We start from the raw sequence: 21,657 nt of genomic DNA on the forward strand, positions 1-21,657 counted from the left end.
CCTAGCCGCGTGGCCGCGCTTCCACCAGCCGCCCCAGTTCGGTCGCCAGCACCTGTACCAGCGCGTCCGCGCTGGGCCGGTGGAACAGGGCGACTTCGTAGCTGTCCACCGGCGGCAGGCCGTGGCGCCGATCGAGTACACGATGCTGGCGGGTGATGGCGCGACGCGGCAGCAGGCTGATGCCCATGCCGTCGGCGACCGCGTCCTGGATGCTGGCCAGCGATGAACTGGAAAAGGCGATGCGCCAGCGCCGCCCGCCGGCTTCGATGGCGCTGATCATCTCTTCCCGGTACAGGCCACGCATGGGAAAGGTCACCAGCGGCACCGGATCCTGTCGAAGGCAGGGACGCTGCGGACTGTCGATCCAGTGCAAGGGCTCGGGCCAGCACCGGACCGCCTCGCGGGTATTGCGGCGTTGCTTGACCAGGGCCAGATCGAGCTCGCCCCGGTCATAGGCCTGGGTGAGATCGCGGCTCAGTCCGGTGGTGACTTCCAGCTTCACCTGCGGATGGCGGCGGTTGAACGCGGCCAGCATGCGGGTGGCGCGGGTGCCGGCGAAATCGTCCGGCACCCCCAGCCGGATGGTCACCGCCACGGTGGCGCCGGCGAGACTGTCGAACAACTGGTCGTTGACGTTGAGCATGTGCCGGGCGTGGCCGAGCAGCACGTATCCGGCCTCGGTGGGCTGGACGTCGCGGGTGCCGCGGGTCAGCAGGCGGTGGCCGGTCAGCTCCTCCAGCCGGCGCACTTTCTGGCTGATGGTCGACTGGGTGGAATGCAGGTGGGTGGCGGCGGTGGTGAAGCTGCCGCAGTCGGCCACCATCAGCAGCGCCCGCAGCAGATCCAGCTCGATCAGCGGCCTATTCGTTTTCTGGATTCCGGCCATTCGAATATTTAATTTCCCGATGGAGCATGCGCGTTCTAGCATCGGTCGCAGGTCCGGGCAAGCGTGCCCGGCAAGCCATGCCGCGGATTTCGCCGGGAGTTGCCGATGCCATCGTTGTTCCGCCTGGGTGCGGTCGTCCTGACCGCCACGTTGCTGCTGTTGGCGGCGATGGCCAGCGTGAAGGGAGGAGAGTTGGAAAACCGTTTGTGGAAGGCCGCCAGCGCCGGCGATGCGCGCGGTGTCGATACCCTGATCCGGCAAGGCGCCGCGGTGGACGCCCGCGATGGCGAGGGACGCACCGCGTTGTTGCTTGCCACCCACGCGAACCAGATCGAAGCCGCGCGGGTGCTGATCCAGGCCGGCGCCGACGTCAATGCCAAGGACGCCATCCAGGACAGCCCCTACCTCTATGCCGGCGCGCGCGGGCATCTGGAAATCCTGCGGATGACCCTGGCCCACGGCGCGGATCTGCTCAGCACCAACCGCTACGGTGGAACCGCGCTGATTCCGGCCGCCGAACGCGGTCACGTGGAGACGGTGAAGACCTTGATCGAGGCCGGCGTGGATGTTGACCACGTCAACCGGCTCGGCTGGACCGCGCTGCTGGAGGCGATCATCCTCGGCCAGGGCGGCCCGCGGCACGTGCGCATCGTGGAGGCGTTGATCGCGGCGGATGCCGACGTGAATCTCGCCGACGGTGAAGGCGTCACCCCGCTGCAGCACGCGCGTCGTCGCCAGCAGCACGGCATCGTCGATCTTCTCGTGCGGGCCGGCGCGCGCGGATAGCAGGCCGGCCGGGTGGTCCGGCCTGTCGTTTTTCCTCCCGGCATCGGTTGGCTGCGCGCATCTCCTGGCGCGCAGCCAACCCTTTCGATTCACGCGCGCCCGGCAACGGCGCGCAGTCACCGCGAACCTGGACACCCCATGCTCAAGTCACTGCTTTCCGCACTCTCGCTGGCGCTGGCATTCTCGACGCCGGCCATCGCCGCCGAGCGCGCCGACGTCATCATCCGCCACGCCGCCGTCATCGACGTTGCCGGTGCGCGCGTGCTGCCCGGGCAGGCGGTGGTGCTGCGCGGGGAGGACATCGTCGCGGTAGGACCGGACGCGGAGATCGCTGCCCGCTGGCAGGCCGGGCGCAGCATCGAAGGCCGCGGACGGTTCCTGATTCCGGGCCTGTGGGACATGCATGTGCATTTCGGCGGCGGTCCGGCACTGATCGAGGAGAACAAGGCGCTGCTGCCGCTGTACATCGCCCACGGCATCACCAGCATCCGCGATGCTTCCGGGGATCTGCCCGTGCAGGTGCTGGAATGGCGCGAGGCGATCCGCAGCGGGAAACTGGCGGGGCCGCAGCTGTTCACCTCCGGGGCCAAGATCGAGGGCATCCGGCCGGTCTGGAAGGGCACACTGGAAGTCGGCGACGAGGCCGGCGTGGATGCGGCGCTGGAACGGCTGCGGCGCGATCGGGTCGATTTCGTCAAGATCACCGACAGCACCCTGACGCCGCCGCTGTTCCTGTATGCGCTCTTCCGCGCACGCAAAGCCGGCTTGCGCACGTCCGGCCATATTCCGATGGCATTGACCGTCGCGCAGGCGATGGATGCGGGCATCCGTTCGCTGGAGCACATCGACTATGCGTACAAGGCAGGAGTGAAGGGCGAGGCCGCGATTGCGGCCGATTTCGCCGCTGGCCGCATCGATCGCGCCGAGGCCAACCGGCGCCTGCGGGAGGGATTCGATCGCCAGACGGCGTTGGCCGCCTACCGCAATCTGGCCGCCAAGGACGTATTCGTCACGCCCACCCTCAACGGCGGCCGGATCATCGATTTCCTGGATGTCGACGATCACCTGGATGACGACTACCTGGCCTACATCGGCCCGGGCCTGCGGGCGACCTACGCGTGGCGCGTGGAACGCGCGGCCAAGGCGACGCCGGAGCAAATCGCCGCGCGTCACGCGCACTACCGCCAACTGGCGGCGGTGCTGCCGCTGCTGCAGGAAGCCGGCGTCACGATCATGGCCGGTACCGACGCGGGTTTCCTCAATTCGTACAACTATCCCGGCATCGGCCTGCACGACGAGCTGTCGCTGTATGTCAAGGAAGGGCTGACGCCGGCACAGGCGCTTGCGTCCGCCACCCGTGCCGGCCCGGCCTGGTTCGGCCGGCTGGACCGCTATGGTGCGATCGAAACAGGCAAGGCGGCCGATCTGGTGCTGCTCGACGCCAACCCGCTGGAAGACATCCGTGCGACGCGCGCGATCCACGCGGTGGTGCTGCGTGGTGCCGTCCACGAACGCGCCGATCTGGATCGCATGCTGGACCAAGCCAGACGCCAGGTGGCCGCCTGGAACGCGCAGCGCGCACCCTGAACCTCAGGGCGGCCGGGCACTGACCGCGCCCGGCCAACCCCGCTCACGCGGGCAGGCCGTCCAGCCATTCGCCGAACACCTGCCGGCTCCGCACGCGCATGGTTTCGTCGTGCTGGCCGGCGAGCTCGAGCATCGCGGCCGCATCCACGCCGCTGTCGCGCACTTCGCCGGCATGGCCTTCGGTCCATTCGCGCAGGCGATGCAGTTCCGCTTCCGGATGGAACTGCAGGCCGAGGATGCGGGTTCCGATCCGGAATGCCTGGACCGCGCAGGCGTCGGTTTCCGCCAGCCGCTCGGCCTGTGGCGGCAGGGTGATGGCTTCGCCGTGCCAGTGGAGTACCGGTTGCCCGGCCGGCAGGTGCCGCAGCGGCGACCGCCGGCCCGCCGGGGTAAGCCTGATCGGCGCCAGGCCGATCTCGCGTGCCGGCATCGGTGCGACCGCGCCGCCCAGCACCAGCGCGATGATCTGCGCACCCAGGCAGATGCCGAGCAGGGGAATGCCGCGCTCGGCGATGATCGATGCCAGCCGCAATTCGTCGGCGATGGCCGGATCATGACGATGATCGTTGGCGCTCATCGGTCCGCCCAGGATGATCAGCAGGTCCACGTGCAGCGGATCGATCGACCACACTTCGTCGCCGGGTGGCCGGTAGGTGGTGACGCGGTAACCGCGTTCTTGCAGCAGCGGCGCCAGGTGTCCGGCGTCCTCGAATTCCACGTGCTGGATGACGATCGCGTTCTTCATTCGGCTTTCCGCGCGTTGTCATCGATGGCGCAGCCTTCGTCGGTACAGCCGGCGCTGGCGGGAGCCTCCGCATCGCCCACCGGGATCACCGCGGACTCGGCGAGCAGGCCGCCGATCTGCGCGCCCAGCACCAAGTCGCTGACCTGGCCGAAATGCTGCATGCGGACCCGGCCGAGGCGATCGATCAGGGTGAGGGTCGGCGTGCCCTGCATGGCGTAGGCGCGCATGGTCTGCGGAATCGGACCGCGCGGGGCGGGCCGGTCCACGCCGACCGGGAAGGGGATGCGGTATTCGTGCAGGAAAGCCTGCAATGCCTCGTGCGTCATCACCTCGCGATGCTCGAACACCGTGTGCAGTCCGATCACGGCGACCTGATCGCGTGGAAAGCCGGTGTGGACGCGCAGCGCCTGCGGCAGGCCGTGCGAAACGCAGCCGGGGCAGAGCATCTGGAAGGCTTCGAGCACGATCACCTTGCCGCGCAGGGATTCCAGGCTCGGCGGCGTGGGCGTGTTGAACCAGCGTTCCACCTGCCAGGCGGGCGCGGGGGGATGGTAGGTGTTGTCCATATGGCTTGGGGCGCCCGCACCGTTGCGATGCGGGCGCCGCTCTCCTGTCAGTGGGGGCGAACGGCTTTTCCGGCTCAGCGCAGATCGGCCAGCGCGGCGCCGAAGTTGACGTGCAGTGGCAGGCCGCCCAGCACCAGCGCGGGCACGGATTTCACCCCGGCCGCTTCGGCTTCGCCGAGACGGGACTTCTGTTCGCCCAGATGGACGATTTCAATATCGAACCGCGAGGGATCCAGCGCGGTGGCGAGCTGCTGCTCGGCATCGACGCAGACCGGGCAACCGGCGTGATAGAAAATGGCTTTCTGGCGCATACTTGCATCTCCTCTTGCTGCTCTTCACAGGGTCGTTGGGGGAACCGGGCGGCGATCGATGGCAGTCGATCGCCGCCCACTCGTTTCCGCCTGGGGCGGAAGGGGAAGCCGGAACCGTTCGCGGTTCGCGGCCAGAAGTTCGTCTTCGGCGGGCGATTGCTCGCCGCAATCGATCCGCAGTTCGGCGTCGCCGAACGGGGCGCCGATGAAGGCGCAGAAATGCGGTTTCGCCGCATCGTCGCTGGCGAAGGGACGGAAGAACCGGCAGCCCAGGCAGGTCCGCAGGCCGGTGGCCAGTCCCTGCTGCTGTGCCTGTGCGATCAGCAACTGGCTCACCCGCAGCAGCGCGCCCACGTCGTCGGATTCCAGGCCCTGCAACAGGGCGGCCAGGCCATGGGCGGGATGCTTCAACCGGTTCGCCTGCGTGCGTCCGGCCGCGCTCAGGCGGACGATGCTGGCGCGGCGGTCCTCCGTGTCGGCGCGGCGGCGGATCCAGCCCTTGGCTTCCATCGCCTTGAGCGAATCACTGAGGCTGGCCGGCGATACGCTCAGGCGCTCGGCGATCTGGCGCGCGCGCAGCCCGTCGGGCGCGGCGGCCAGCATCCGCAATACCTGCGCCTGGCTCGGCGGCAGGGCGGCGCCCGCATCACTGCGCCAGGCCTGCGCGCGCACCAGCGAGGCGAGTTGCTCGAGGCCCGCGGCTGCCTGTTCGCGCTGGTGGGAAGGATCGGACATGGCGGTATGGTAGGAGTCCTAACTATATCGTTCAATGACCGTTCGTCGGCGCGCTCACAGCGAGGCCGGTTGGAACAGCGGCTCCCGGCTCAATACCCGCAGCCCTTCGGGCCCGCTTTCCAGCAGGCGGCGCTCGTCATGCGCCACCAGCAACTCCAACTGGAAACCGTCCTCGGGGCGCAGCAGCGCGGCGATGCGGTGAATCGCCTGCAGCGCTTCGGCGCCCTCGGCATCGAAATGACCCAGGTGGCGGTCCTGCTGCTGGACGAGAAGGCGATAGCTGGACATGGTGATCTCAGGGAGAAAGGGAGGAGGCGGGCAGCAGCAGCTCGCCGCTGCGATGGAGCAGGGTGTGGCGAAGCGCCGCGACGACGCGTTCGCATGCCTGCGCGACCGCGTCGTCCAACGGAATTCCCGCCAGCAGGCGCGCGGCGAGTTCCGCGCTGAACAGATCGCCGGTGCCCTTGGTGTCGGCGGACAGGCGCGGATGCCGGATCACGCGGGTGCTGTCGCGGGTGACGACCGCCACCCACATGCATCCGGCTTCCCATGCCTCCGGCGCCGCGCTGGTGACGACCACCCAGCGGGTGCGGCCGGTCAACAGGCGGCGCGCGGCCGCGAACACGCTTTCGGGGGCGCGGCCATGATCCGGCACCAGTTGCGCGAGTTCAAATCCGTTCGGGGTGATGCCATCGGCGAGAGGCAGCAGATGGCGCCGGTAGGCGTCGATCATGCCGGGGTCGACATAGATGCCGCTGTCGTGATCGCCGATCACCGGGTCGACAAACAGTTGCAGCTCCGGCAGTTCCACGCGAAGCCGGGCGATCCAAACCGCCAGCGCCGCGGCCTGCGCGGGCTCGCCGAGGTAGCCGACCACCACCGCGCGTAGTTGCCGCAGCGCGCCGCGCGCGCGCAGGTCCGACAGATAGCCTTCGAACCACGGCAGCGGGATGACGCCGCCATGCAGGCTGGGATGTGCGGCGTGTTGCTCAGCAGCACCGTGGGCACCGCAGCCACGCTCAATCCGTGCGCCTCCAAGGCCGGTACGGCGACGGCGTTGCCGACCCGGCCATAGACGACCTGTGACTGCACGGACACCACGTCCAGCCGCAATGGCAGCGACGCGGCGTCCACCTGGTGGGTCACCGTCGCCAGCCGCTCCGCCAGTCCGGCGCCGCCGTCGTCGCGCAGGCTCATGCCGCGCTGCCTTCGCCGGGCCAGAAGTGGCTGTCGGGCAGGGCGCGGGCGCCGAAGATGGCCTGGCCGACCCGCACGACGGTGGCGCCTTCCTCGATCGCGATCTCGTAATCGCCGGACATGCCCATCGACAATTCATGCAGTTCGATGCCGGCCGGCGCCTGATCGCGCAGGCGATCACGCAGTTCCCGCAGCTGCACGAAACAGCGGCGCACCCGCTCGGCATCCTCGGAGAACACCGCCAGGGTCATCAGGCCGCGTACCCGCAGGGCGGAGAAGGCGGGCAGTTCGCGCAAGAAGGCGGCGACCTCCTCCTCCGGCAGGCCGTACTTGCTGGCCTCGCCCGAGGTATTGACCTGCACGAACACGTCCAGCCCGCGTCCTTCCAGTTGCAGGCGCCGGTCCAGTGCCTCGGCCACGCGCAGGCTGTCCAGCGCCTGGAACTCGGCGGCGAACCGCGCCACCAGCTTGGCCTTGTTGGTCTGCAGGTGGCCGATGACCGACCAGCGCAGATCCGTGAGGTCGGCCATCGCCTCCCACTTGCGATGCGCTTCCTGCACCTTGTTTTCCCCCAGCAGGCGGCAGCCCGCGGCATGGGCCAGGCGGATGTGCGGCTCGTCCATGGTCTTGCTGACCGGCAGCAGGCGCACGCCGGCGGGATCGCGACCGATCCGCGCGCAGGCCGCCCGCATGCGTGCATCGACTGCGGCGAGGTTGTGGTGGAAGTCCTCGACGCTCTCGGCGCGCGGATAGCGACCGTGCCGCGAATGCGAGGTGGAAGTGGACGGAACGGGAGCGGGGGAGGAGGTGTTCACCAGGATGGTTTCCTTTGCGTGAAGCGCGCGTTTGGCACGGGCGCCGTTGACACAGGCCAGATTCTATATTGTCATGGGACAATATGAAAATCACCGGAAACACCGCCGCCGAGATCTTCGAGCGCATCCGCCTGCTGGTGCGGAGCGGGCAATTGCGACCGGGCGATTCACTGCCGCCGGTGCGGGAACTGGCGCTCAACCTGGAGGTCAACCGCAACACCGTCGCCGCCGCCTACAAGCGCCTGGTCGCGGCGGGTATCGCCGCCACCCAGGGCAGGCTGGGCACGGTGATCCGCGGCGACGAGGTGCTGGGCGAGCAGGAGGGCACACCGCATGCCACTCCATTGATCGATCTGGCCGGCGGCAATCCGAATCCGGACTGGCTGCCCGATCCCGCCGCCGCGCTGGCCTCGCAACGGCGACCGCCGCGGCTTTATGGCGCGCCGTTGATGAATCCCGAGCTGGAGACCTATGGCCGCGCATGGTTGTCGCCCGATTGCCCGGCCGGGCCGGCCATCGACCTGACCCACGGCGCGGTCGATGCGGTCGAGCGCCTGCTCGCCGCCTATCTCGCGCCGGGCGATCGGGTGGTGGTGGAGGATCCGTGCTTCCTCAGCAGCATCAACACCCTGCGCACCGCCGGCTTCGACGCCATCGGCGTGCCCATCGATGGCCAGGGCATGCGCGCGGACGCGCTCGAAGCCGCGTTGGAGCAGGGCGCACAGGCGGTGATCATCACGCCGCGCGCGCACAACCCCACCGGTTGCAGCCTGGGCGCCAGCCGCGCGAAGGCGCTGCGCGCGGTGCTTGCGCGCCATCCGCACGCGCTGGTGATCGTGGATGACCATTTCGCGCTGCTGGCGAAGGCGCCGTACCACGACGTGATTCCGAAGAACGCGCAGCGCTGGGCGCTGGTGCGTTCGCTGTCCAAGGCGCTGGGGCCGGATCTGAGGCTGGCGTTCGTGGCATCCGATGCGCGGACCTCGAATCGCCTGCGCCTGCGCCTGGCGGGCGGCACCAGTTGGGTCAGCCACATCCTGCAGGACATCGCGCAGGCCTGCCTGCTGGATTCGCGCAACCGGCAGATCAAGGGGGCGCGGGAGGACTATGCGCGCCGCAGGCAGCAACTGGCCGAGGCGCTGCGCGACGAAAACATCGCGACCCCGGCGGCGGACGGCCTCAATCTCTGGTTGCCGCTGGCCACGGATGGCGGCCGAATCGCCGGCGATCTCGCCCGCCACGGCTGGCTGGTGCGGGCGGGTGAAGCATTCGGCGTCGGCGCTCCGGCGCGCGGACTGCGTGTGACGATATCGACGCTGACGCCGGAGCAGGGCCGGCGCTTCGCCGCCGATCTGCGTGGTGCGCTTACGCGCGCCGGCTGATCGCCGGCGCCAGGTTCATGCCTTGAAGCCGCGCCGGCCGCGTTCCACCGACAGCCGATGGGTGCCGGCCAGCGCCAGGCTGCGTTCCTTCACGGTGCGCAGGAACCGCCATTCGCCGGTGACCTGCTGCGGAGTGATGTCCAGGCGCATGTAGCCGCGCTGGCTGGTGTCGGCCCAGGCCAGTTCCGGATTGGTGGCGACCAAGGCGGCGGCGACCTGTTTCGGATCCACGGCCATGTTTCCCTCCATGCCGTGCGAGCTCACGCTGTGGCCGGCGAACTCGGTGCCGGCGGGGCGGCCGTCCTCGACCAGCGAGTACGCCCAGGCGTTGTGGCTGTCGCCGGACAGCATCACCAGATCCGCGTCCGCCTGCTGGGCCGCGCGCAGCAGGCGCGAGCGCGCAGCCGGATAGCCATCCCAGCGGTCCATCCACATCGGCACGCCCTGGCGCGACGCGCGCACGTCGCGGCGGAACTTGTCGGCCACGCGCTCGCCGGCCTCGGGCCGGAGCCAGCCCGGCATCTGCTCCGGCATCAGGGTGCGGCCGAGGATCGTGCCCATGCCCACCATCTGCCAGGTGGAGCTGGCGGCGTTGCGGGCGAATTCGCGCGACAGCCAGTGTTCCTGATCCGAACCGAGCATGGTCGCCGCCGGATCCTGCCAGGCACCGTCACGAAAACGCCGCAGCGCCGCGTCCGGATCCGCTGACTGGTGCGCCTCGGCCAGTTCCGCCGCCGGTGGCCGCGTGCGCGCCAGCACCCGTGATTCGGTGCGGTACAGGGTCGCGAGGGAGCCGATCGGATAGGCCTTCCACGGTTCTTCCGATATCGGCATCCACTCGCGATAGGCCTGCATCGCCGCCATGCGCCGGGTGTTCCAGTCGCCCTCGGCGGCCGGCTGGTGATTCTGTGCGCCGCCTTCCCAACTGTCGTTGGTGATTTCATGGTCGTCCCACAGCGCCAGCATTGGCGCCATGCGGTGCAGTTGCCGCAAATCCGGATCCGCCCGGTAGCAGGCGAAGCGCAGCCGGTAGTCGGCCAGGCTGATCATCTCGTGGTCGTGCGCGGGCAGGACCTCGCGCACGGCGATGCGGTCTTTTTCCTTGTAGGAACCGATACCGTACTCGTAGATGTAATCGCCCACGTGCAGCCACAAGTCGAGATCGTCGCTCGCCGCCGCGTGCGCATAGGCGTTGAACCAGCCCATCGGCAGGTTGGAGCAGGAGAACAGGCCCAGTCCGAACCTTTCGACCTCGCCTTCCGGCAGGGTGCGGGTGCGGCCGACCGGCGATCGGGTGCCGTCCGGCGCGATGAAGCGATACCAGTACGTCGTGCCGGGCCGCAGTCCGTCCACGGTCTGCTTGACAGTCCAGTCGCGATGGGCGCCGGTGCTGGACTGGCCGCCCGAGACCACCCGGGTGAATTCGCGATCCAGCGCCACTTCCGCGACCAACCGCGCTTCGTCCGCGCCGCCGGCCGGCACGTAGCGGGTCCACAGCAGCATGCTGTCCGGTCCGGGTTCGCCGCTGGCGACGCTGTGGGTGAATCCCCGCGCGCCCAGCAGTTCCATCGCCAGGCCGCGGCCGCCCGGCAGCGCCAGCATGCCCAGGCCCAGGGTGCCGCCGACGATCAGGCGACGACGTTCGATGTTCACGCTCAAGGTTGTTTCTCCGTATCGACCCGGGTGAAGGGCGCGTCCACGTTCCCCGTCCACCGTGTCAGGTTGATTTCAGCGGTCTGCGCGCCCTTGGCGCCTGAATTGATCGCCAGATAGAACAGGCCCCGGCCGACCGGCTGGAAGCCGACGTCGGCTTTCTGATGCCAGCCGCGCACGCCGCTGGCCTCGTCCTTCAATCCCTCATCGGCCAGTGCAAGCAGACGGCCCCGTTCCCAGCCATCCCCGTCGCGAGCGGGAACACCCACCAGATCGTCCAGGCGTGGCGCGGCGCGCGCGTCGATCGCGAACAATCCGTAGTTGGGGAAGGAAGGCTTCTTGCCGGGATACACGCCCATGAACCAGCGTTGCGATGCGCCGTCGTAGGCCAGGGTTTGCACGCCATAGGTGGTGTTGCCCGTACGGACGAAGTATTTGCCGTGCGGTGCACGCGGACCGCTGTGGTGCGGCGCGGCTTCATCCAGTGGGCGGGCAAGCGCGTCCCATCCCTGGATGTCGTATTGCAGCAGCACCTGGTGATCGTTGTCTTCGCGGGCGGTGTTGCCGTAGATGCCGTAGGCGACCGTGAGCAGGCGCGATCCGTCCACACGGCCGAAGGCCGGACCAAAGCCGACGCCGTCGATGCCGGAACAGCCATAGTGGTGATCGGGCGTGGCCGCGACATTGCCGTCGAAGCGGCCATTGCCGTCCAGGTCGGCGGTGTAGTCCGCGGCCACCTCCGGCAGGTAGACGGTACGCAGGATATCCGTGCCGTCGGCTGAGACGCCGACGCGGTCGATGCGGTCCACATCGATGACGGCGATATAGAATGCCTGGTCAGCCTTGTACTCGAGCGAACCGTAGAGCTTGCCGTCGTCCGGATTGAAGTCGAGATCGCCCAGATGGCCGCTCCAGCCCACCAGCGTGCCAATCAGCCTGCCGCTGAAGTCGTACTTCGCCAGCAGATCGGTGAACGAGTAATAGACATGGCCACGTTCGAGATCCACCGCGATGCCCTGGACATGTCCGGAAGCCCACGTGCCGCCGTTCTGCGTTGACGGCAGCCGCGGCGCGGGTACGGGATTCGCGGTGCCGGCCCACGCCGGGATGGACACGCCGGACACGATGGATATCAGGCAGAGGCCGGCGAACCATCGGATCCGGTGCGGGAGTCGATGGCCATCACGGCGCATGCAGGTAGGCAAGGAACGGGGAGGGTGCATGAACATGTCCGTCGAGGCGGAATCCGCGCCGAGCCACCGGTGCGGAGAGGGCCCGCGACGCCGGGCCGGATCCGTGCACGTCGCGGGAAGGGGAGGGTCGCCGGCCTCGCGCGGCCTCAGAACCTGGCCTTGATGCCGAAATTCCACATCGAGCCGTAGACGGTGTACTGCTGGACCCGGCCGGGCACGTTGGAATAGATGATGTCGGGCTCGTTGAAGATGTTGCGTCCGGCCAACTGCAACTCGATGTTCTCGGTGAGCTTGTAGCTGGCGCTGATGTTCCAGAGCTCGCGCGGGGTGTGGTAGAGGATGCCGTTGTTGGCGGTGGTCGGCGTGTTGCTCAGCGCGCTGACCCGGTACGTGCCCTGGCGGTTGCCGTTGATCTGGAGATCGAAGCGGCCGTAGTTGTAGCGGATACCCCAGTTGGCCGCCTGTTCCGGCATGTTCTGGCGCTCGCCGTCCGGATTGACCTTGGTGTAGGAGCCGTACAGGCTCAGCCCGCGAAACGCGCCGGGCAGGAAGGTGAGCTGCTGGCTGTACTCCAGGGTAAGGCCTTCGTTGGTGCTGGTGCCGGGCAGGTTCTGCGCGCTGCGGAAGGTGTAGCCGGAATACTCGTCCGGATCGAAGCCGACATCCTCCGGATTGACGGTGATGCCGGTGACCTGCATGTCCTTCATGTCCAGTTTGTAGTAGGACAGGCCAACGATGCCGGACGGTTCCAGGTAGTACTGCAGGCTGGCGAAGTACTTGGTGGAGTGCTCGGGCTTGAGCAGCGGATTGGGCACGTTGACGACCATCGTGTCCTCGTTGACCGACACCACGCCGCCCAGGTTGCCGTAGTCCGGGCGCAGGATGGATTCGCTGAAAGCCAGCTGGCCGACCAGCCTGTCGGTGAAGTCGTACTTGATGCCGCCGCTGAGGAACCAGTCCTCGTACTGGCCGCGGCGCATAGAGTAGGCGCCGTTGTTGTACTGGTACAGCAGCCCTTCGACGGTATTGACCGACAGCCCGGCCTCGGTCACTTCGCTGGCCGGGCGAACATTCGCCACGCGCGCGGCGGTACGGGTCTTCTCGTAGCGCAGGCCCAGATCGAAACGGGCCTTGCCAATCCGGGTCTGCGCCTCGATGTAGGCGGCGTCGACCTGTTCCTGGATACGCTTGTTGTTGTCCAGCCGGCGCTTCAGGTTGCCCACTGTGTCGGCGACGAAATACTCGGGATGTTCCCGGTAGATGTCGTACACCGCGTAGTTGTTGTCGGCGCGCCAGTTCTGCTGGTTCATGTTGCCGGCGTCGAAGCCGAGGATGCCGAACTGGTAGTGCTGGGTCCACGGGATCACGGCGGCGGGATCGCGCTGGCTCAGATCGCCGTTGGGACCAACGTACTGGTACTGCTGGTAGGACCCCTCGTTGGTGCGCCAGTCGTTGCTGCGGCTGCCGAAGCCGCCCATCAGGGTGATCGGCAGGTCGCGAATGGTCAGGTGCTTCTTCAGATCCAGGTAGGCGCCGTACTGATCGTTCACTGCGTCGGACTGGGCCGTGCGCACGTTGTTGCCGATGTCGGCATCGCGGTTGTAGCTGGTCGGATCCCCCCAGGGACGGCCGGCGGTCTGGGCCAGCGTCCACGCGTTGGAGCCCTCGGTCGGCCGGTCCATGGTGAAGCCGATGCCGGTCAGCCAGCTGTCGGTGCGCTGGAAGAAACCCTCGTCGTTGTCGCGGAAATTGAATTCTGAGCGCGAGTAACTGCTGCGCAGGGTGGCTTCGAAGGTATCGTTCTTGAACTCCAGCTTCGGCGCGATCGTGTAGGTGGGCGTGCCGGCATAGCGGTGGGAGTACTCGGTACGCAGGCGGGTGTTGTTGCCGTTGGGATTGACCACGATATGGGTGGGCGTGGAATCCGGCGTGGCATAGGAGGCCGTGGGCGTGCCGAAATACAGGAACGTGTACTGGTTGAAGTACTCGACGTCATAGAACGAGTAGGTGCTGCGCAGGGACAGGACCAGTTCGTCGGTGAGCTGGTAGTCGGTGCTCAGGTTGGCCGCCGTGCGGCTGGTCATCTTCGGACCCGGTCGCCACATCACCCGGTAGGGCATGACCCGGCCGTCCGCCAGGTAGGACCAGTCGGTCTGGATGCGATCCTGCTGGACGTAGTTGGCGTTGTAGCTGGTATTGAACTCCACGCCCAGGCGACCTTCCAGGAATACGTCGCCGAAACCGAACTGGGCCGAGGGATAGAGGGTCGAGTGCTTGCGATCGTCGGGAAAGTACTTGCGCGAAAGCGTGGAGTCGGAGGTGCCCACGCCGCCCAGCTGGGCCACGATCTGGCGGCCGGTGCGGTTGAACGCGTACTTGCTGCGCAGGTTGATCTGGCCGCCCGGGGAGTCGGCGTCCATGCTGGCGGTCAGCGTGTTGTTCAGTTCGATGGACTCGATGCCGGTGATGGACATCTGTTCGAACGAGTTCTGCCGGCCGGTGTTGTTGTTGGAGGTCGCGGTCGCCATGCGGGCGCCGTCGATGGTGAAGGTCGAGTATTTCGGATCCAGGCCGCCGATGCGCACGGCGGTGGCATCCACCTCCGTGTAGTCGAGCGAGATGCCGGGCATGGACTTCATGAACTCGCCGACGTCGCCCATGGTCAGGGCGCCATAGTTGTCGGCGGCGACTACGTTCTTCGCGTTCATCGCCGCGCGGCGCTCCATGATCGCGCTGGCCTGGCCCTCGCGCTTGGCGGTGACCATGATCATGTCCATCTCGACCGCCTCGCCGCCGCCACTGGCGCCGGCACCGGCGTAGGAAGGCACCTTCAGTTCGAAATCCAGCGTGGAGACCTGGCCGGCGGCAACGCTGGCCACCGCTTTCGATTCCTGCAGGCCGGTGTACCTGACGGTGACGGTGACATCGCCCGCCGGCAGTCCTGACAGGCGGAAATTGCCGCCATCCTCGGAGTAGGTGACAAGGGTGGTGCCTTCGACCCGGATCTCGGCGTTGCGCACGTATTCGCCGGTGGCAGTGTTGAGCACGCGGCCGCGCAGGCTGCCGGTGCCGATCTGCGGCCCGGAACGCGGACGTTCGGGCGCGACGTCGTCGGCCTTCTGCAACAGGATGATGTTGCCCTCGTCGGATTTCACTTCCAGCCCGGTCCCTTCCAGCAACAGGCGAAGGGCTTCGCGCGCATCCATCTCGCCCACGATGGCCGGCGCCTGGATGCCTTCCAGCGAACCGGCCGGCGCGATGATCTGCAGTTGCGCCTGCCGTGCCAGCTCCGGGATGGCCGTCACCGCGGGCTGCGCGGGCACTTCGAACTTGCGCTGCTGCGCCATGGCCGGGGACGTGCAGGCCAATGCGGCGAGGATGGCGCTGGTCAACAGGACTTTCTCGTAGCGATTCATGATCCGTGTGTTCTCAGGAAATCTGCGTGGGTGGCGGTACTGAGAACTGAGAGACTCGACGGATGCGCTTTCCGCTACCTGTCAAAAAAATTTAATGCGCGCGGGCCACCACGATGCGTCCGCGTTCCTGGCGAACGTCCGCATCGAACACTTCGGCGATGGCGCGGCTGAATCCCAGCGGATTGTTGGTCGCGAACAGGCCGGTGACCTGCATGCGGGCCAGCGCTGGATCCGCGATGACGATGGGCGTGTCGCTGTAGCGCGCGTAGATTGCGACCGCTTCGCCGAGGGTTTCGCCTTGCAGGGCAATCTTCCCTTCGCGCCAGGCCAGCTCGCGATCCATCTGGCCGGTGCGCAGGGAACTCAGCCGCCAGGCCTGCGGCGTGCCCTGCCGGAATGCATAGCGGGTGTTCGCGGCCAGCGAAGCGTGCTCGGCGGGCGTGCCGCCGGCCACGTCTACCCGGCCGTCCTGGACCAGGATCTGGGTGGCGTCGCCATCGAGCTTGCGCACGACGAAGGTCGCCTGCGTGGCATCCAGTTTTCGGCCATCGACTTCGACCCGGGTTGGCGATGTCGCCGTGGTGCCCTCGATCAGCACCTCGCCGCGCAGGACGCGGATGGTGCGCCGGCCGTCGTCCTGATAAATCCGGATGCGTGTATCGGTATTGAGGGTGACGGTGGCGCCATCGCCCAGCGGCACGCGGCGCATCTCGCCCTTGGCGGTGGCGTAGGCGGTGGGCATCTGCAGGGTTGCGGCCAGCGTCACGACCAGCAGCAGGGAGGCAGCCATGGCGCCGCCCCAGCGCATCCAGCGGCGCGAAGGCGGGGCGGGGCGGGACGCCGCGACGGCGGCGGGCTGGAAGTCGTCCGGGTCGTAGTGCGGCCCGAGCGCGCGCGCGGCTTCGCTGCGCATCCATACGGCGCGCGCACGGATGAAGGCGCCCCGACGGCGCGGATCGCCGGCGAGCCAGTCCTTCAGTTCGTGGCTTTCCACCGCCGACAGGGGGGCACGGTCCATCCGCGCCACCCATTCCGAGGCGGTCTGGTCAATGTTCTGGCTGGTTTCGCGCTCTTCCACTGGCACGCCTTCTTTCCCGCTCCAATTGACTAGAGGTTTTGGCGGGTGGGTTTCCGCCACTGGCGAACCAGTCTTCCAGCCAGCGGAGTCCCCGGGCGATGTGTTTCTCGACCGTGTTCTCCGAAAGTCCCATCCGGGAGGCAATCTCCCGCTGGGGGATTTCGCGGATGCGGCGCATCACGAACGCCTCGCGCGTCTGCCCCGGCATGCTCGCGATCACCCGCGCCAGCTGGCGCAGGTCGTCGTGCGCGATGGCGCTCTGCTCCGGGGTGGCGGCCTCGTCGGCAAAATCCAGCATGCCCAGATCCTCGACCGCGTGGATCGGCACGATCCGGGCCCGCCGGATGTTGCGCACCACCAGCGAGTGCGCCACCTGGAACAGATAGGCGCGGGGATTGAGGATGTCGTCCACCCGCTCGCGCTCGGCCAGCACCGCGTAGCTTTCCTGCACGATGTCCTCGACATCGTAGGTGCTGCGGCGGGACAGCCAGTTCCTCAGCGCCGCCTCGTGCGGCAGGATGTGGTGCATGAACCAGCGCGTCCGTTCGACATCGTCCAGGGTGCCCTCCGTGCTCCCCGCCGCTTCAGTTCGCTCAGACACCCGGTTCCCCGCCATCCGTCCTTCCGGCAAATGAGGAGCGATGCTAGGCGTCGCGCATGACAGTCATGTTGCGGTGGGCGCGGAGTTCGGCGTCGTCTGCCTGCGTGGCCGCACCCAATCGAGCCAGGGCACTTCGCCGGCGTCGCCGCGCGCCAGGACGCGCTAGCCCAGGAACAAGTGCAGACCGCTGGCGTCGTCGCGGCGCTTGAGCGACGCGTCGCCGGTGCGGGTGCTGGCTTCGTGTTCGCGCAGGGTGGCCAGCAGCGTCGGCAATCCTTGTTCGGCGATCAGCGCCAGCGCCTGTTCCCGACTCATCAGATTGTAGGTATCCCACACCCGCGACAGCCCGTCGCTGCCCAGCACGATGTGCACGGGCGCGGTCAGTACCTGCTCCTCGATCACCGCGTTGTGCGCGCTGAGCGGATTCAGGGTCAATGCCGTGCCTCCGGTATTGGCCTGCTGCTGGCGCCTGCGCGCCCACATGCGCTCCAGGGCCGGTAATCCGAAACCGGAATGGGGTTTCCACTCGTCGTGGCTCTGCGTGGGCAGGACCGCCGGCACCATCGACCGCGGCGATGCGTGCGCGGAATGGATTTCCAGGAAGCAGTCCTCGTAGCGATGAACCCGCATCCGCAGGGCAGGGCCGGACGGGCTGATTTCGGCCACGACGGCGGCGGCGACCGGCCAGGCGTGGAGCGGCTGCGCCTCGCCACCGGCGCGGAGGTACTCGTCACGCAGGACTCGCAGTCCTTCTTCCAGCAATGAAGGACTGAACGATTCCAGCGCACCGCGTTCGGCCAGCCATCGCTCCATGCCGCGCGCGAACCAGCCCGCATCGGTCAGGTCGGGGAAGGTGGTGAAGGGATGTTCCGTCAGCGTGGTCGCGCCGTCGATGGCCCAGGCCAGCACGGCGTCACCACGCCGTACGCAGCCGACCACGTCCTCGCCGGGAATGTGTTCGTAGATGCCCTGGCAGACCTGATCGATGTTCACCTGCATGTGGCTGTACCTGTCGAGTGGTGGGGAAGGGACGGCGACGCATCCGGCGTGAAGGCCGTCTTCACGCATGCATCCGGCACCATCGCGATGCTCCGGTTCCGAACCCGCGCCGCGAACGACGCAGATGCGCATGTGCATGGCGAGGTTCGCGCGTCGATCATGCATTGCCATCGCGTCGATGGCGTTACGGGGAAGAACCGCGCCACCCGCGAATAGATGCTTCGATTTGCGTATCTCGTCACAGGCTACTGTGTTCCGCGCGCCGACGGGCCTGCGCTACATTCGCCAGCCGGGCTCGCACAATCTCTCGCGGGCTCACGCTGCGGTGGCCGATGCGATCCCGCGCATACAAATTCCCCCGAACTTGCCGAGCGCGCATGCGGGGGAGCGACTCACGGAACGGAGCACCCTGTATGGCCCAGATCGAACGCAAGCGGTTGTCGATGGACATTGCCCGGCTGCTGCATGCCAGCCGGTTGCTCGGGGGCTTGGCGCTGCTCGCGCCGGCGCTGGCCGCCGCCGAATGCGTCACCACCGGCACCACCACGGTCTGCACCACCGCCGCGCCCAATCCCTGGGTTGCCACTGTGGGCGAGGGCAATGTGCCCGCGGCCGACAACCGTACCGTCGACGTGCAGGCCGGTGCCCGGATCGCGGTGGGCGACGCCAACGCGATTTCGTTGCGCGACAATGCCAGCATCCACATGGGCACGGATGCCGTGGTCAGTTCCACGGCGGTCAGCGCCCCGGGCTTGTTCAATGCCGGCGCCAACACTGTCGAGATGCGCACTGGCGGCACCCTGACCATCGATGCGGGCGGTCAGGTGCTGGCGCTGGGCACGCAGGGCAGTGCCGAGGCGGTCAACTTCCTGGGTACGGGCAACGTCATCCGGAACAGCGGCACCATCCGAGCGACCAGTGCGATAGCCATCTGGTCACAGAACATGACCGGGTTGAACACGATCACCAATACCGGGACCGGCGTCATCGAGGCGACGGGCACCGTGATTGGCGGGTCCGGCAGCAGCGCGGTGCATTTCATCAACCACGGCACGATAAACGGCAATCTGGTTCTCGCTGGCGGTGACGACCTGGTCGAAATGCTGGGCGGCACCATCAACGGAACCACCAGCCAGGGCGACGGCAACGATGCCCTGATCTTGAACGACGGCCAGATCGGCCCGGTCGACCAGGGAGCCGGCCAGGATCGCATGGAGGTCAACGGAGGCAGCGTCGCCGGCACGGTCCAGCAGGGCGGCGGCATCGACGACTTCGTGATGACAGGCGGCGAGATCGGCGCGCTCTTCCAGGGCGATGGCCTGGACACCTTCCGAATGACCGGCGGACGCATCATCGGCGCGTTCGAGGATGGCGACTACGCCGAGATGACCGGCGGACGCATCGGCCGGGTCAACATGAAGCTCGACGACAATACCTTCGACATGTCCGGCGGCACCATCGACGGCAACCTGGTGACCGGGTTCGGCCGCGACACCATCCGCCTGTCCGACGGCTACATTGGCGGCAACATCAGCGTCAGCGGCGGCGACGACCGCATCACCGTTACCGGCGGCACCGTGCGTGGCGAAGTCCGCGTGAGCCTGGGCAACGACGTGTTCGAATGGAATGGCGGTGGCGTGATCCATGGCGCCATCGATCTGGGCGACGGCGATGATGTCGCCAACCTGACCAGCCTGAACCAGGCGCACCTGGGCGCCACGCCGCTGCTGGACGGCGGCGCCGGCAACGATGCGCTCAATTGGTCGAACGTGACCACCGGCGGCATTTCGCGCTTCCAGAACTGGGAACGGGTGGATGCGCTCAACGACACGGAACTGGGTTTCGACAGCGACCTGGTGCTCGGCGACGCCGGCAGCGGTACCGGCACTTTCAACATCGATGCGACCAGCACGGTCTATGCCGGCGATGGCACCCATGCCGCGGTGCGCGCGTTCGACGCGGCGCAACTGGCCAATGTCGTCAATGCAGGCCGCATCGACCTGACCAACGGCAATACCGGTGACGCCAGCGATACCTTCACCATCGTCGGCAACTATGTCGGCAACAACGGCGTGGTCCACCTGCAGACGGTGCTTGGGGACGACAGTTCCGCCTCCGATCGACTGATCCTCTCGGGAGGGCAGGCCAGCGGCAGCACCGGCCTGGACATCATCAATTTTGGCGGTCCGGGTGCCCAGACGGCGCTGGACGGCATCATGGTGGTGCAGTCGATCGAGGGCGCGACGTCAACGAGCAGTGCCTTCGCGCTGACCGGACCCGTGGCGGCAGGCGCATTCGAGTACTACCTGTTCAAGGGCGGCGCCAGCGACGGCAGCAGCGAGAACTGGTACCTGCGTTCCACCCTGCTCAGCGGTATCGATTCCACGCCGGCGCCCGCACCGGATCCGACCGAACCCGCGCCGCCGGAACCGCCACCGCCTCCGCCTCCGGAGCCGCCGGCGCAACCCCCGCCGGAATTGCCGCCGCCACCGCCACCGCCGCCGCCGCAACTGCCGGGGGATCCGGACATCCCCGATCCCGATCCGGAAGCACCCACGCCGGAGCCCCCGGCGCCGCCGCCGGAACCACCGCCGGTCCAGCCGCCTTCACCTCCGCCACCGGAACCCCCGGTGCCGCGGAATCCGGCGCCGCTGCCCGGCGGAGACCGCACGCCGCCAACGCCCGGGGCCACCGAAGCCGAAGGCGAAGTGATCCCGCTGTATCGCGTGGAAACGCCTACCTACGCGGTGGTGCCGCCACTGTTGCGCCAGGTCTCGCTGGCCAGCCTGGGGACCTTCCACGAGCGCCAGGGCGAACAGGCGTTGCTGGGCAACGACGGCACCTTCCGCGCCGCCTGGGGCAGGGTGATCGGACAGAACACCGAGCAGAGCTGGCGCGGAACCGTCTCGCCCACCTTCGACGGTTCCATCACCGGCGTGCAGGCGGGCGTGGACATCCATGCCTGGGAGAACACCGAGGCCGGGCGCCGCGACCATCTGGGCCTGTTCCTCGGTCGGACCCGCGCCGACGGCGACGTGCGCGGTTTCGCCATCGGCTGGAACAACCTCACCGTGGGCAAGAACAAGCTCGACGAGGACCACCTGGGCCTGTACTGGACGCGCATCGGCGAACGCGGCGGCTATCTGGACGCGGTGCTGATGGCCAGCCGCTATGACGGCGATGCACGTTCGACCCGGGGCCAGGGCATCGAACTGGACGGCGACGGCCTGACCGCTTCGCTGGAGATCGGCGCGCCTGTGCGCTGGCGCGAAGGCTCGCGCTGGTCGCTGGAACCCCAGGCCCAAATCATCTGGCAACGCACGGATCTGGACGATCAGCGCGACCGCTTCGCCCGAGTGGCGTTCGACATGGACAGTGCGCTGACCGGACGCGTCGGCCTGCGCCTGGCCGCGGATTTCCCGACCGCGCACGGCTTGTGGCAGCCCTACCTGAAGCTCAACTACTGGCACACCTTCGAAGGCCGCGACGTGATGCGGATGGATACCGATGCCGTCGTTACCCGACAGATGGCCAATGCGGTGGAATTCGGCGGCGGGGTAGTGGCCAAGTTCAGCGATCGCTTCAGCCTGTACTTCACCGCAGACTACACCAGCGATACCGGCGACGAAGGTCTGGATCGCGAAACGGTGGAAGGCAATCTGGGCATGCGCTTCAACTGGTGACCGCAGGAAGGCGCGGGGCATCCC

Annotated in this window: 20 protein-coding genes; 5 read left to right on the forward strand and 15 right to left on the reverse strand. The window is 67.7% G+C overall.

Annotation, left to right across the window (positions count from 1 at the left end; genetic code table 11):
• Position 1: 1 nt before the first annotated feature.
• On the reverse strand, positions 2 to 886 hold the full coding sequence (locus IQ458_RS12425; RefSeq protein ID WP_203323011.1) for a LysR substrate-binding domain-containing protein: 885 nt from the start codon (positions 884 to 886) through the stop codon (positions 2 to 4).
• Positions 887 to 991: 105 nt separating this feature from the next.
• Here IQ458_RS12425 and IQ458_RS12430 point away from each other — a divergent pair, with 105 nt between their 5' ends.
• Together IQ458_RS12430 and IQ458_RS12435 are read left to right on the forward strand one after the other, a co-directional pair.
• Positions 992 to 1,672, forward strand: a complete 681-nt coding sequence (locus IQ458_RS12430) for an ankyrin repeat domain-containing protein (protein WP_183636199.1) — start codon at positions 992 to 994, stop codon at positions 1,670 to 1,672.
• A 138-nt stretch (positions 1,673 to 1,810) separates the two neighbouring features.
• Positions 1,811 to 3,259 carry an amidohydrolase family protein gene (locus IQ458_RS12435; RefSeq protein ID WP_203323012.1) on the forward strand — a complete coding sequence of 483 codons (1,449 nt, stop codon included), beginning with the start codon at positions 1,811 to 1,813 and terminating at the stop codon, positions 3,257 to 3,259.
• Positions 3,260 to 3,302: 43 nt separating this feature from the next.
• Here IQ458_RS12435 and IQ458_RS12440 read toward each other — a convergent pair whose 3' ends face one another.
• The 8 genes from IQ458_RS12440 to IQ458_RS12475 all read right to left on the reverse strand — a co-directional run bounded on the left by IQ458_RS12440 (position 3,303) and on the right by IQ458_RS12475 (position 7,505).
• Positions 3,303 to 4,004, reverse strand: coding sequence for a glutamine amidotransferase-related protein (locus IQ458_RS12440; protein ID WP_203323013.1), 702 nt, complete (start codon positions 4,002 to 4,004; stop codon positions 3,303 to 3,305).
• On the reverse strand, positions 4,001 to 4,570 hold the full coding sequence (locus IQ458_RS12445; protein WP_203323014.1) for a thioredoxin domain-containing protein: 570 nt from the start codon (positions 4,568 to 4,570) through the stop codon (positions 4,001 to 4,003). The genes IQ458_RS12440 and IQ458_RS12445 overlap by 4 nt, the downstream gene beginning before the upstream one ends.
• A gap of 74 nt (positions 4,571 to 4,644) precedes the next feature.
• The gene (locus IQ458_RS12450; protein ID WP_203323015.1) at positions 4,645 to 4,881 is read right to left on the reverse strand and encodes a hypothetical protein; all 237 of its coding nucleotides are present in this window, start codon (positions 4,879 to 4,881) and stop codon (positions 4,645 to 4,647) included.
• A gap of 24 nt (positions 4,882 to 4,905) precedes the next feature.
• A complete protein-coding gene (locus IQ458_RS12455) occupies positions 4,906 to 5,616 on the reverse strand; it encodes a MarR family winged helix-turn-helix transcriptional regulator (RefSeq protein WP_203323016.1) in 711 nt (236 codons plus the stop codon).
• A gap of 54 nt (positions 5,617 to 5,670) precedes the next feature.
• Positions 5,671 to 5,904, reverse strand: a complete 234-nt coding sequence (locus IQ458_RS12460) for a cytoplasmic protein (RefSeq protein WP_183636216.1) — start codon at positions 5,902 to 5,904, stop codon at positions 5,671 to 5,673.
• Positions 5,905 to 5,911: 7 nt separating this feature from the next.
• Complete coding sequence (locus tag IQ458_RS12465) at positions 5,912 to 6,496, reverse strand: PfkB family carbohydrate kinase (RefSeq protein ID WP_328805172.1); 585 nt, start codon at positions 6,494 to 6,496, stop codon at positions 5,912 to 5,914.
• A complete protein-coding gene (locus tag IQ458_RS12470; RefSeq protein ID WP_203323018.1) occupies positions 6,388 to 6,813 on the reverse strand; it encodes a hypothetical protein in 426 nt (141 codons plus the stop codon). The genes IQ458_RS12465 and IQ458_RS12470 overlap by 109 nt, the downstream gene beginning before the upstream one ends.
• Positions 6,810 to 7,505 (reverse strand): YggS family pyridoxal phosphate-dependent enzyme, encoded by a 696-nt coding sequence (locus IQ458_RS12475; RefSeq protein ID WP_203323073.1) that lies wholly within the window; start codon positions 7,503 to 7,505, stop codon positions 6,810 to 6,812. The genes IQ458_RS12470 and IQ458_RS12475 overlap by 4 nt, the downstream gene beginning before the upstream one ends.
• 206 nt (positions 7,506 to 7,711) lie before the next feature.
• Here IQ458_RS12475 and ptsJ point away from each other — a divergent pair, with 206 nt between their 5' ends.
• Positions 7,712 to 9,010: a MocR-like B6 salvage transcription factor PtsJ gene (gene ptsJ, locus IQ458_RS12480; RefSeq protein WP_203323019.1), complete on the forward strand. Its 1,299-nt coding sequence runs from the start codon at positions 7,712 to 7,714 to the stop codon at positions 9,008 to 9,010.
• Positions 9,011 to 9,025: 15 nt separating this feature from the next.
• On the opposite strand, the gene IQ458_RS12485 is transcribed toward ptsJ, so the two are convergent.
• The 6 genes from IQ458_RS12485 to IQ458_RS12510 all read right to left on the reverse strand — a co-directional run bounded on the left by IQ458_RS12485 (position 9,026) and on the right by IQ458_RS12510 (position 17,950).
• A complete protein-coding gene (locus IQ458_RS12485; protein ID WP_328805177.1) occupies positions 9,026 to 10,663 on the reverse strand; it encodes an alkaline phosphatase D family protein in 1,638 nt (545 codons plus the stop codon).
• A 2-nt stretch (positions 10,664 to 10,665) separates the two neighbouring features.
• Positions 10,666 to 11,787: a hypothetical protein gene (locus IQ458_RS12490; RefSeq protein WP_203323021.1), complete on the reverse strand. Its 1,122-nt coding sequence runs from the start codon at positions 11,785 to 11,787 to the stop codon at positions 10,666 to 10,668.
• A gap of 215 nt (positions 11,788 to 12,002) precedes the next feature.
• Positions 12,003 to 15,272, reverse strand: a complete 3,270-nt coding sequence (locus IQ458_RS12495) for an outer membrane beta-barrel protein (RefSeq protein WP_235996809.1) — start codon at positions 15,270 to 15,272, stop codon at positions 12,003 to 12,005.
• 91 nt (positions 15,273 to 15,363) lie between these two features.
• The gene (locus IQ458_RS19610; RefSeq protein WP_203323022.1) at positions 15,364 to 16,356 is read right to left on the reverse strand and encodes a FecR family protein; all 993 of its coding nucleotides are present in this window, start codon (positions 16,354 to 16,356) and stop codon (positions 15,364 to 15,366) included.
• Positions 16,319 to 16,879 (reverse strand): RNA polymerase sigma factor, encoded by a 561-nt coding sequence (locus IQ458_RS12505; RefSeq protein ID WP_203323023.1) that lies wholly within the window; start codon positions 16,877 to 16,879, stop codon positions 16,319 to 16,321. Before IQ458_RS12505 ends, IQ458_RS19610 begins: the two co-directional genes overlap by 38 nt.
• Positions 16,880 to 17,113: 234 nt before the next feature.
• On the reverse strand, positions 17,114 to 17,950 hold the full coding sequence (locus tag IQ458_RS12510) for a hypothetical protein (RefSeq protein ID WP_203323024.1): 837 nt from the start codon (positions 17,948 to 17,950) through the stop codon (positions 17,114 to 17,116).
• Between the two features lie 48 nt (positions 17,951 to 17,998).
• Between IQ458_RS12510 and IQ458_RS12515 the strand changes: the two genes are divergently transcribed.
• Both IQ458_RS12515 and IQ458_RS12520 read left to right on the forward strand, forming a co-directional pair.
• A complete protein-coding gene (locus IQ458_RS12515) occupies positions 17,999 to 18,166 on the forward strand; it encodes a hypothetical protein (RefSeq protein ID WP_203323025.1) in 168 nt (55 codons plus the stop codon).
• A 197-nt stretch (positions 18,167 to 18,363) separates the two neighbouring features.
• Positions 18,364 to 21,633, forward strand: coding sequence for an autotransporter family protein (locus IQ458_RS12520; protein ID WP_203323026.1), 3,270 nt, complete (start codon positions 18,364 to 18,366; stop codon positions 21,631 to 21,633).
• Positions 21,634 to 21,657: the final 24 nt, after the last annotated feature.

The organism is Pseudoxanthomonas beigongshangi (genome assembly GCF_016820515.1).
Lineage (GTDB): Bacteria > Pseudomonadota > Gammaproteobacteria > Xanthomonadales > Xanthomonadaceae > Pseudoxanthomonas_A > Pseudoxanthomonas_A beigongshangi.

What these genes read in the sequence shown, in the direction of transcription:
- IQ458_RS12425 (WP_203323011.1), bottom strand. Translation starts at nt 886, where the DNA reads ATGGCCGGAATCCAGAAAACGAATAGGCCGCTGATCGAGCTGGATCTG.
- IQ458_RS12430 (WP_183636199.1), top strand. Translation starts at nt 992, where the DNA reads ATGCCATCGTTGTTCCGCCTGGGTGCGGTCGTCCTGACCGCCACGTTG.
- IQ458_RS12435 (WP_203323012.1), top strand. Translation starts at nt 1,811, where the DNA reads ATGCTCAAGTCACTGCTTTCCGCACTCTCGCTGGCGCTGGCATTCTCG.
- IQ458_RS12440 (WP_203323013.1), bottom strand. Translation starts at nt 4,004, where the DNA reads ATGAAGAACGCGATCGTCATCCAGCACGTGGAATTCGAGGACGCCGGA.
- IQ458_RS12445 (WP_203323014.1), bottom strand. Translation starts at nt 4,570, where the DNA reads ATGGACAACACCTACCATCCCCCCGCGCCCGCCTGGCAGGTGGAACGC.
- IQ458_RS12450 (WP_203323015.1), bottom strand. Translation starts at nt 4,881, where the DNA reads ATGCGCCAGAAAGCCATTTTCTATCACGCCGGTTGCCCGGTCTGCGTC.
- IQ458_RS12455 (WP_203323016.1), bottom strand. Translation starts at nt 5,616, where the DNA reads ATGTCCGATCCTTCCCACCAGCGCGAACAGGCAGCCGCGGGCCTCGAG.
- IQ458_RS12460 (WP_183636216.1), bottom strand. Translation starts at nt 5,904, where the DNA reads ATGTCCAGCTATCGCCTTCTCGTCCAGCAGCAGGACCGCCACCTGGGT.
- IQ458_RS12470 (WP_203323018.1), bottom strand. Translation starts at nt 6,813, where the DNA reads ATGAGCCTGCGCGACGACGGCGGCGCCGGACTGGCGGAGCGGCTGGCG.
- IQ458_RS12475 (WP_203323073.1), bottom strand. Translation starts at nt 7,505, where the DNA reads ATGCGGGCGGCCTGCGCGCGGATCGGTCGCGATCCCGCCGGCGTGCGC.
- ptsJ (WP_203323019.1), top strand. Translation starts at nt 7,712, where the DNA reads ATGAAAATCACCGGAAACACCGCCGCCGAGATCTTCGAGCGCATCCGC.
- IQ458_RS12495 (WP_235996809.1), bottom strand. Translation starts at nt 15,272, where the DNA reads ATGAATCGCTACGAGAAAGTCCTGTTGACCAGCGCCATCCTCGCCGCA.
- IQ458_RS12505 (WP_203323023.1), bottom strand. Translation starts at nt 16,879, where the DNA reads ATGCACCACATCCTGCCGCACGAGGCGGCGCTGAGGAACTGGCTGTCC.
- IQ458_RS12510 (WP_203323024.1), bottom strand. Translation starts at nt 17,950, where the DNA reads ATGCAGGTGAACATCGATCAGGTCTGCCAGGGCATCTACGAACACATT.
- IQ458_RS12520 (WP_203323026.1), top strand. Translation starts at nt 18,364, where the DNA reads ATGGCCCAGATCGAACGCAAGCGGTTGTCGATGGACATTGCCCGGCTG.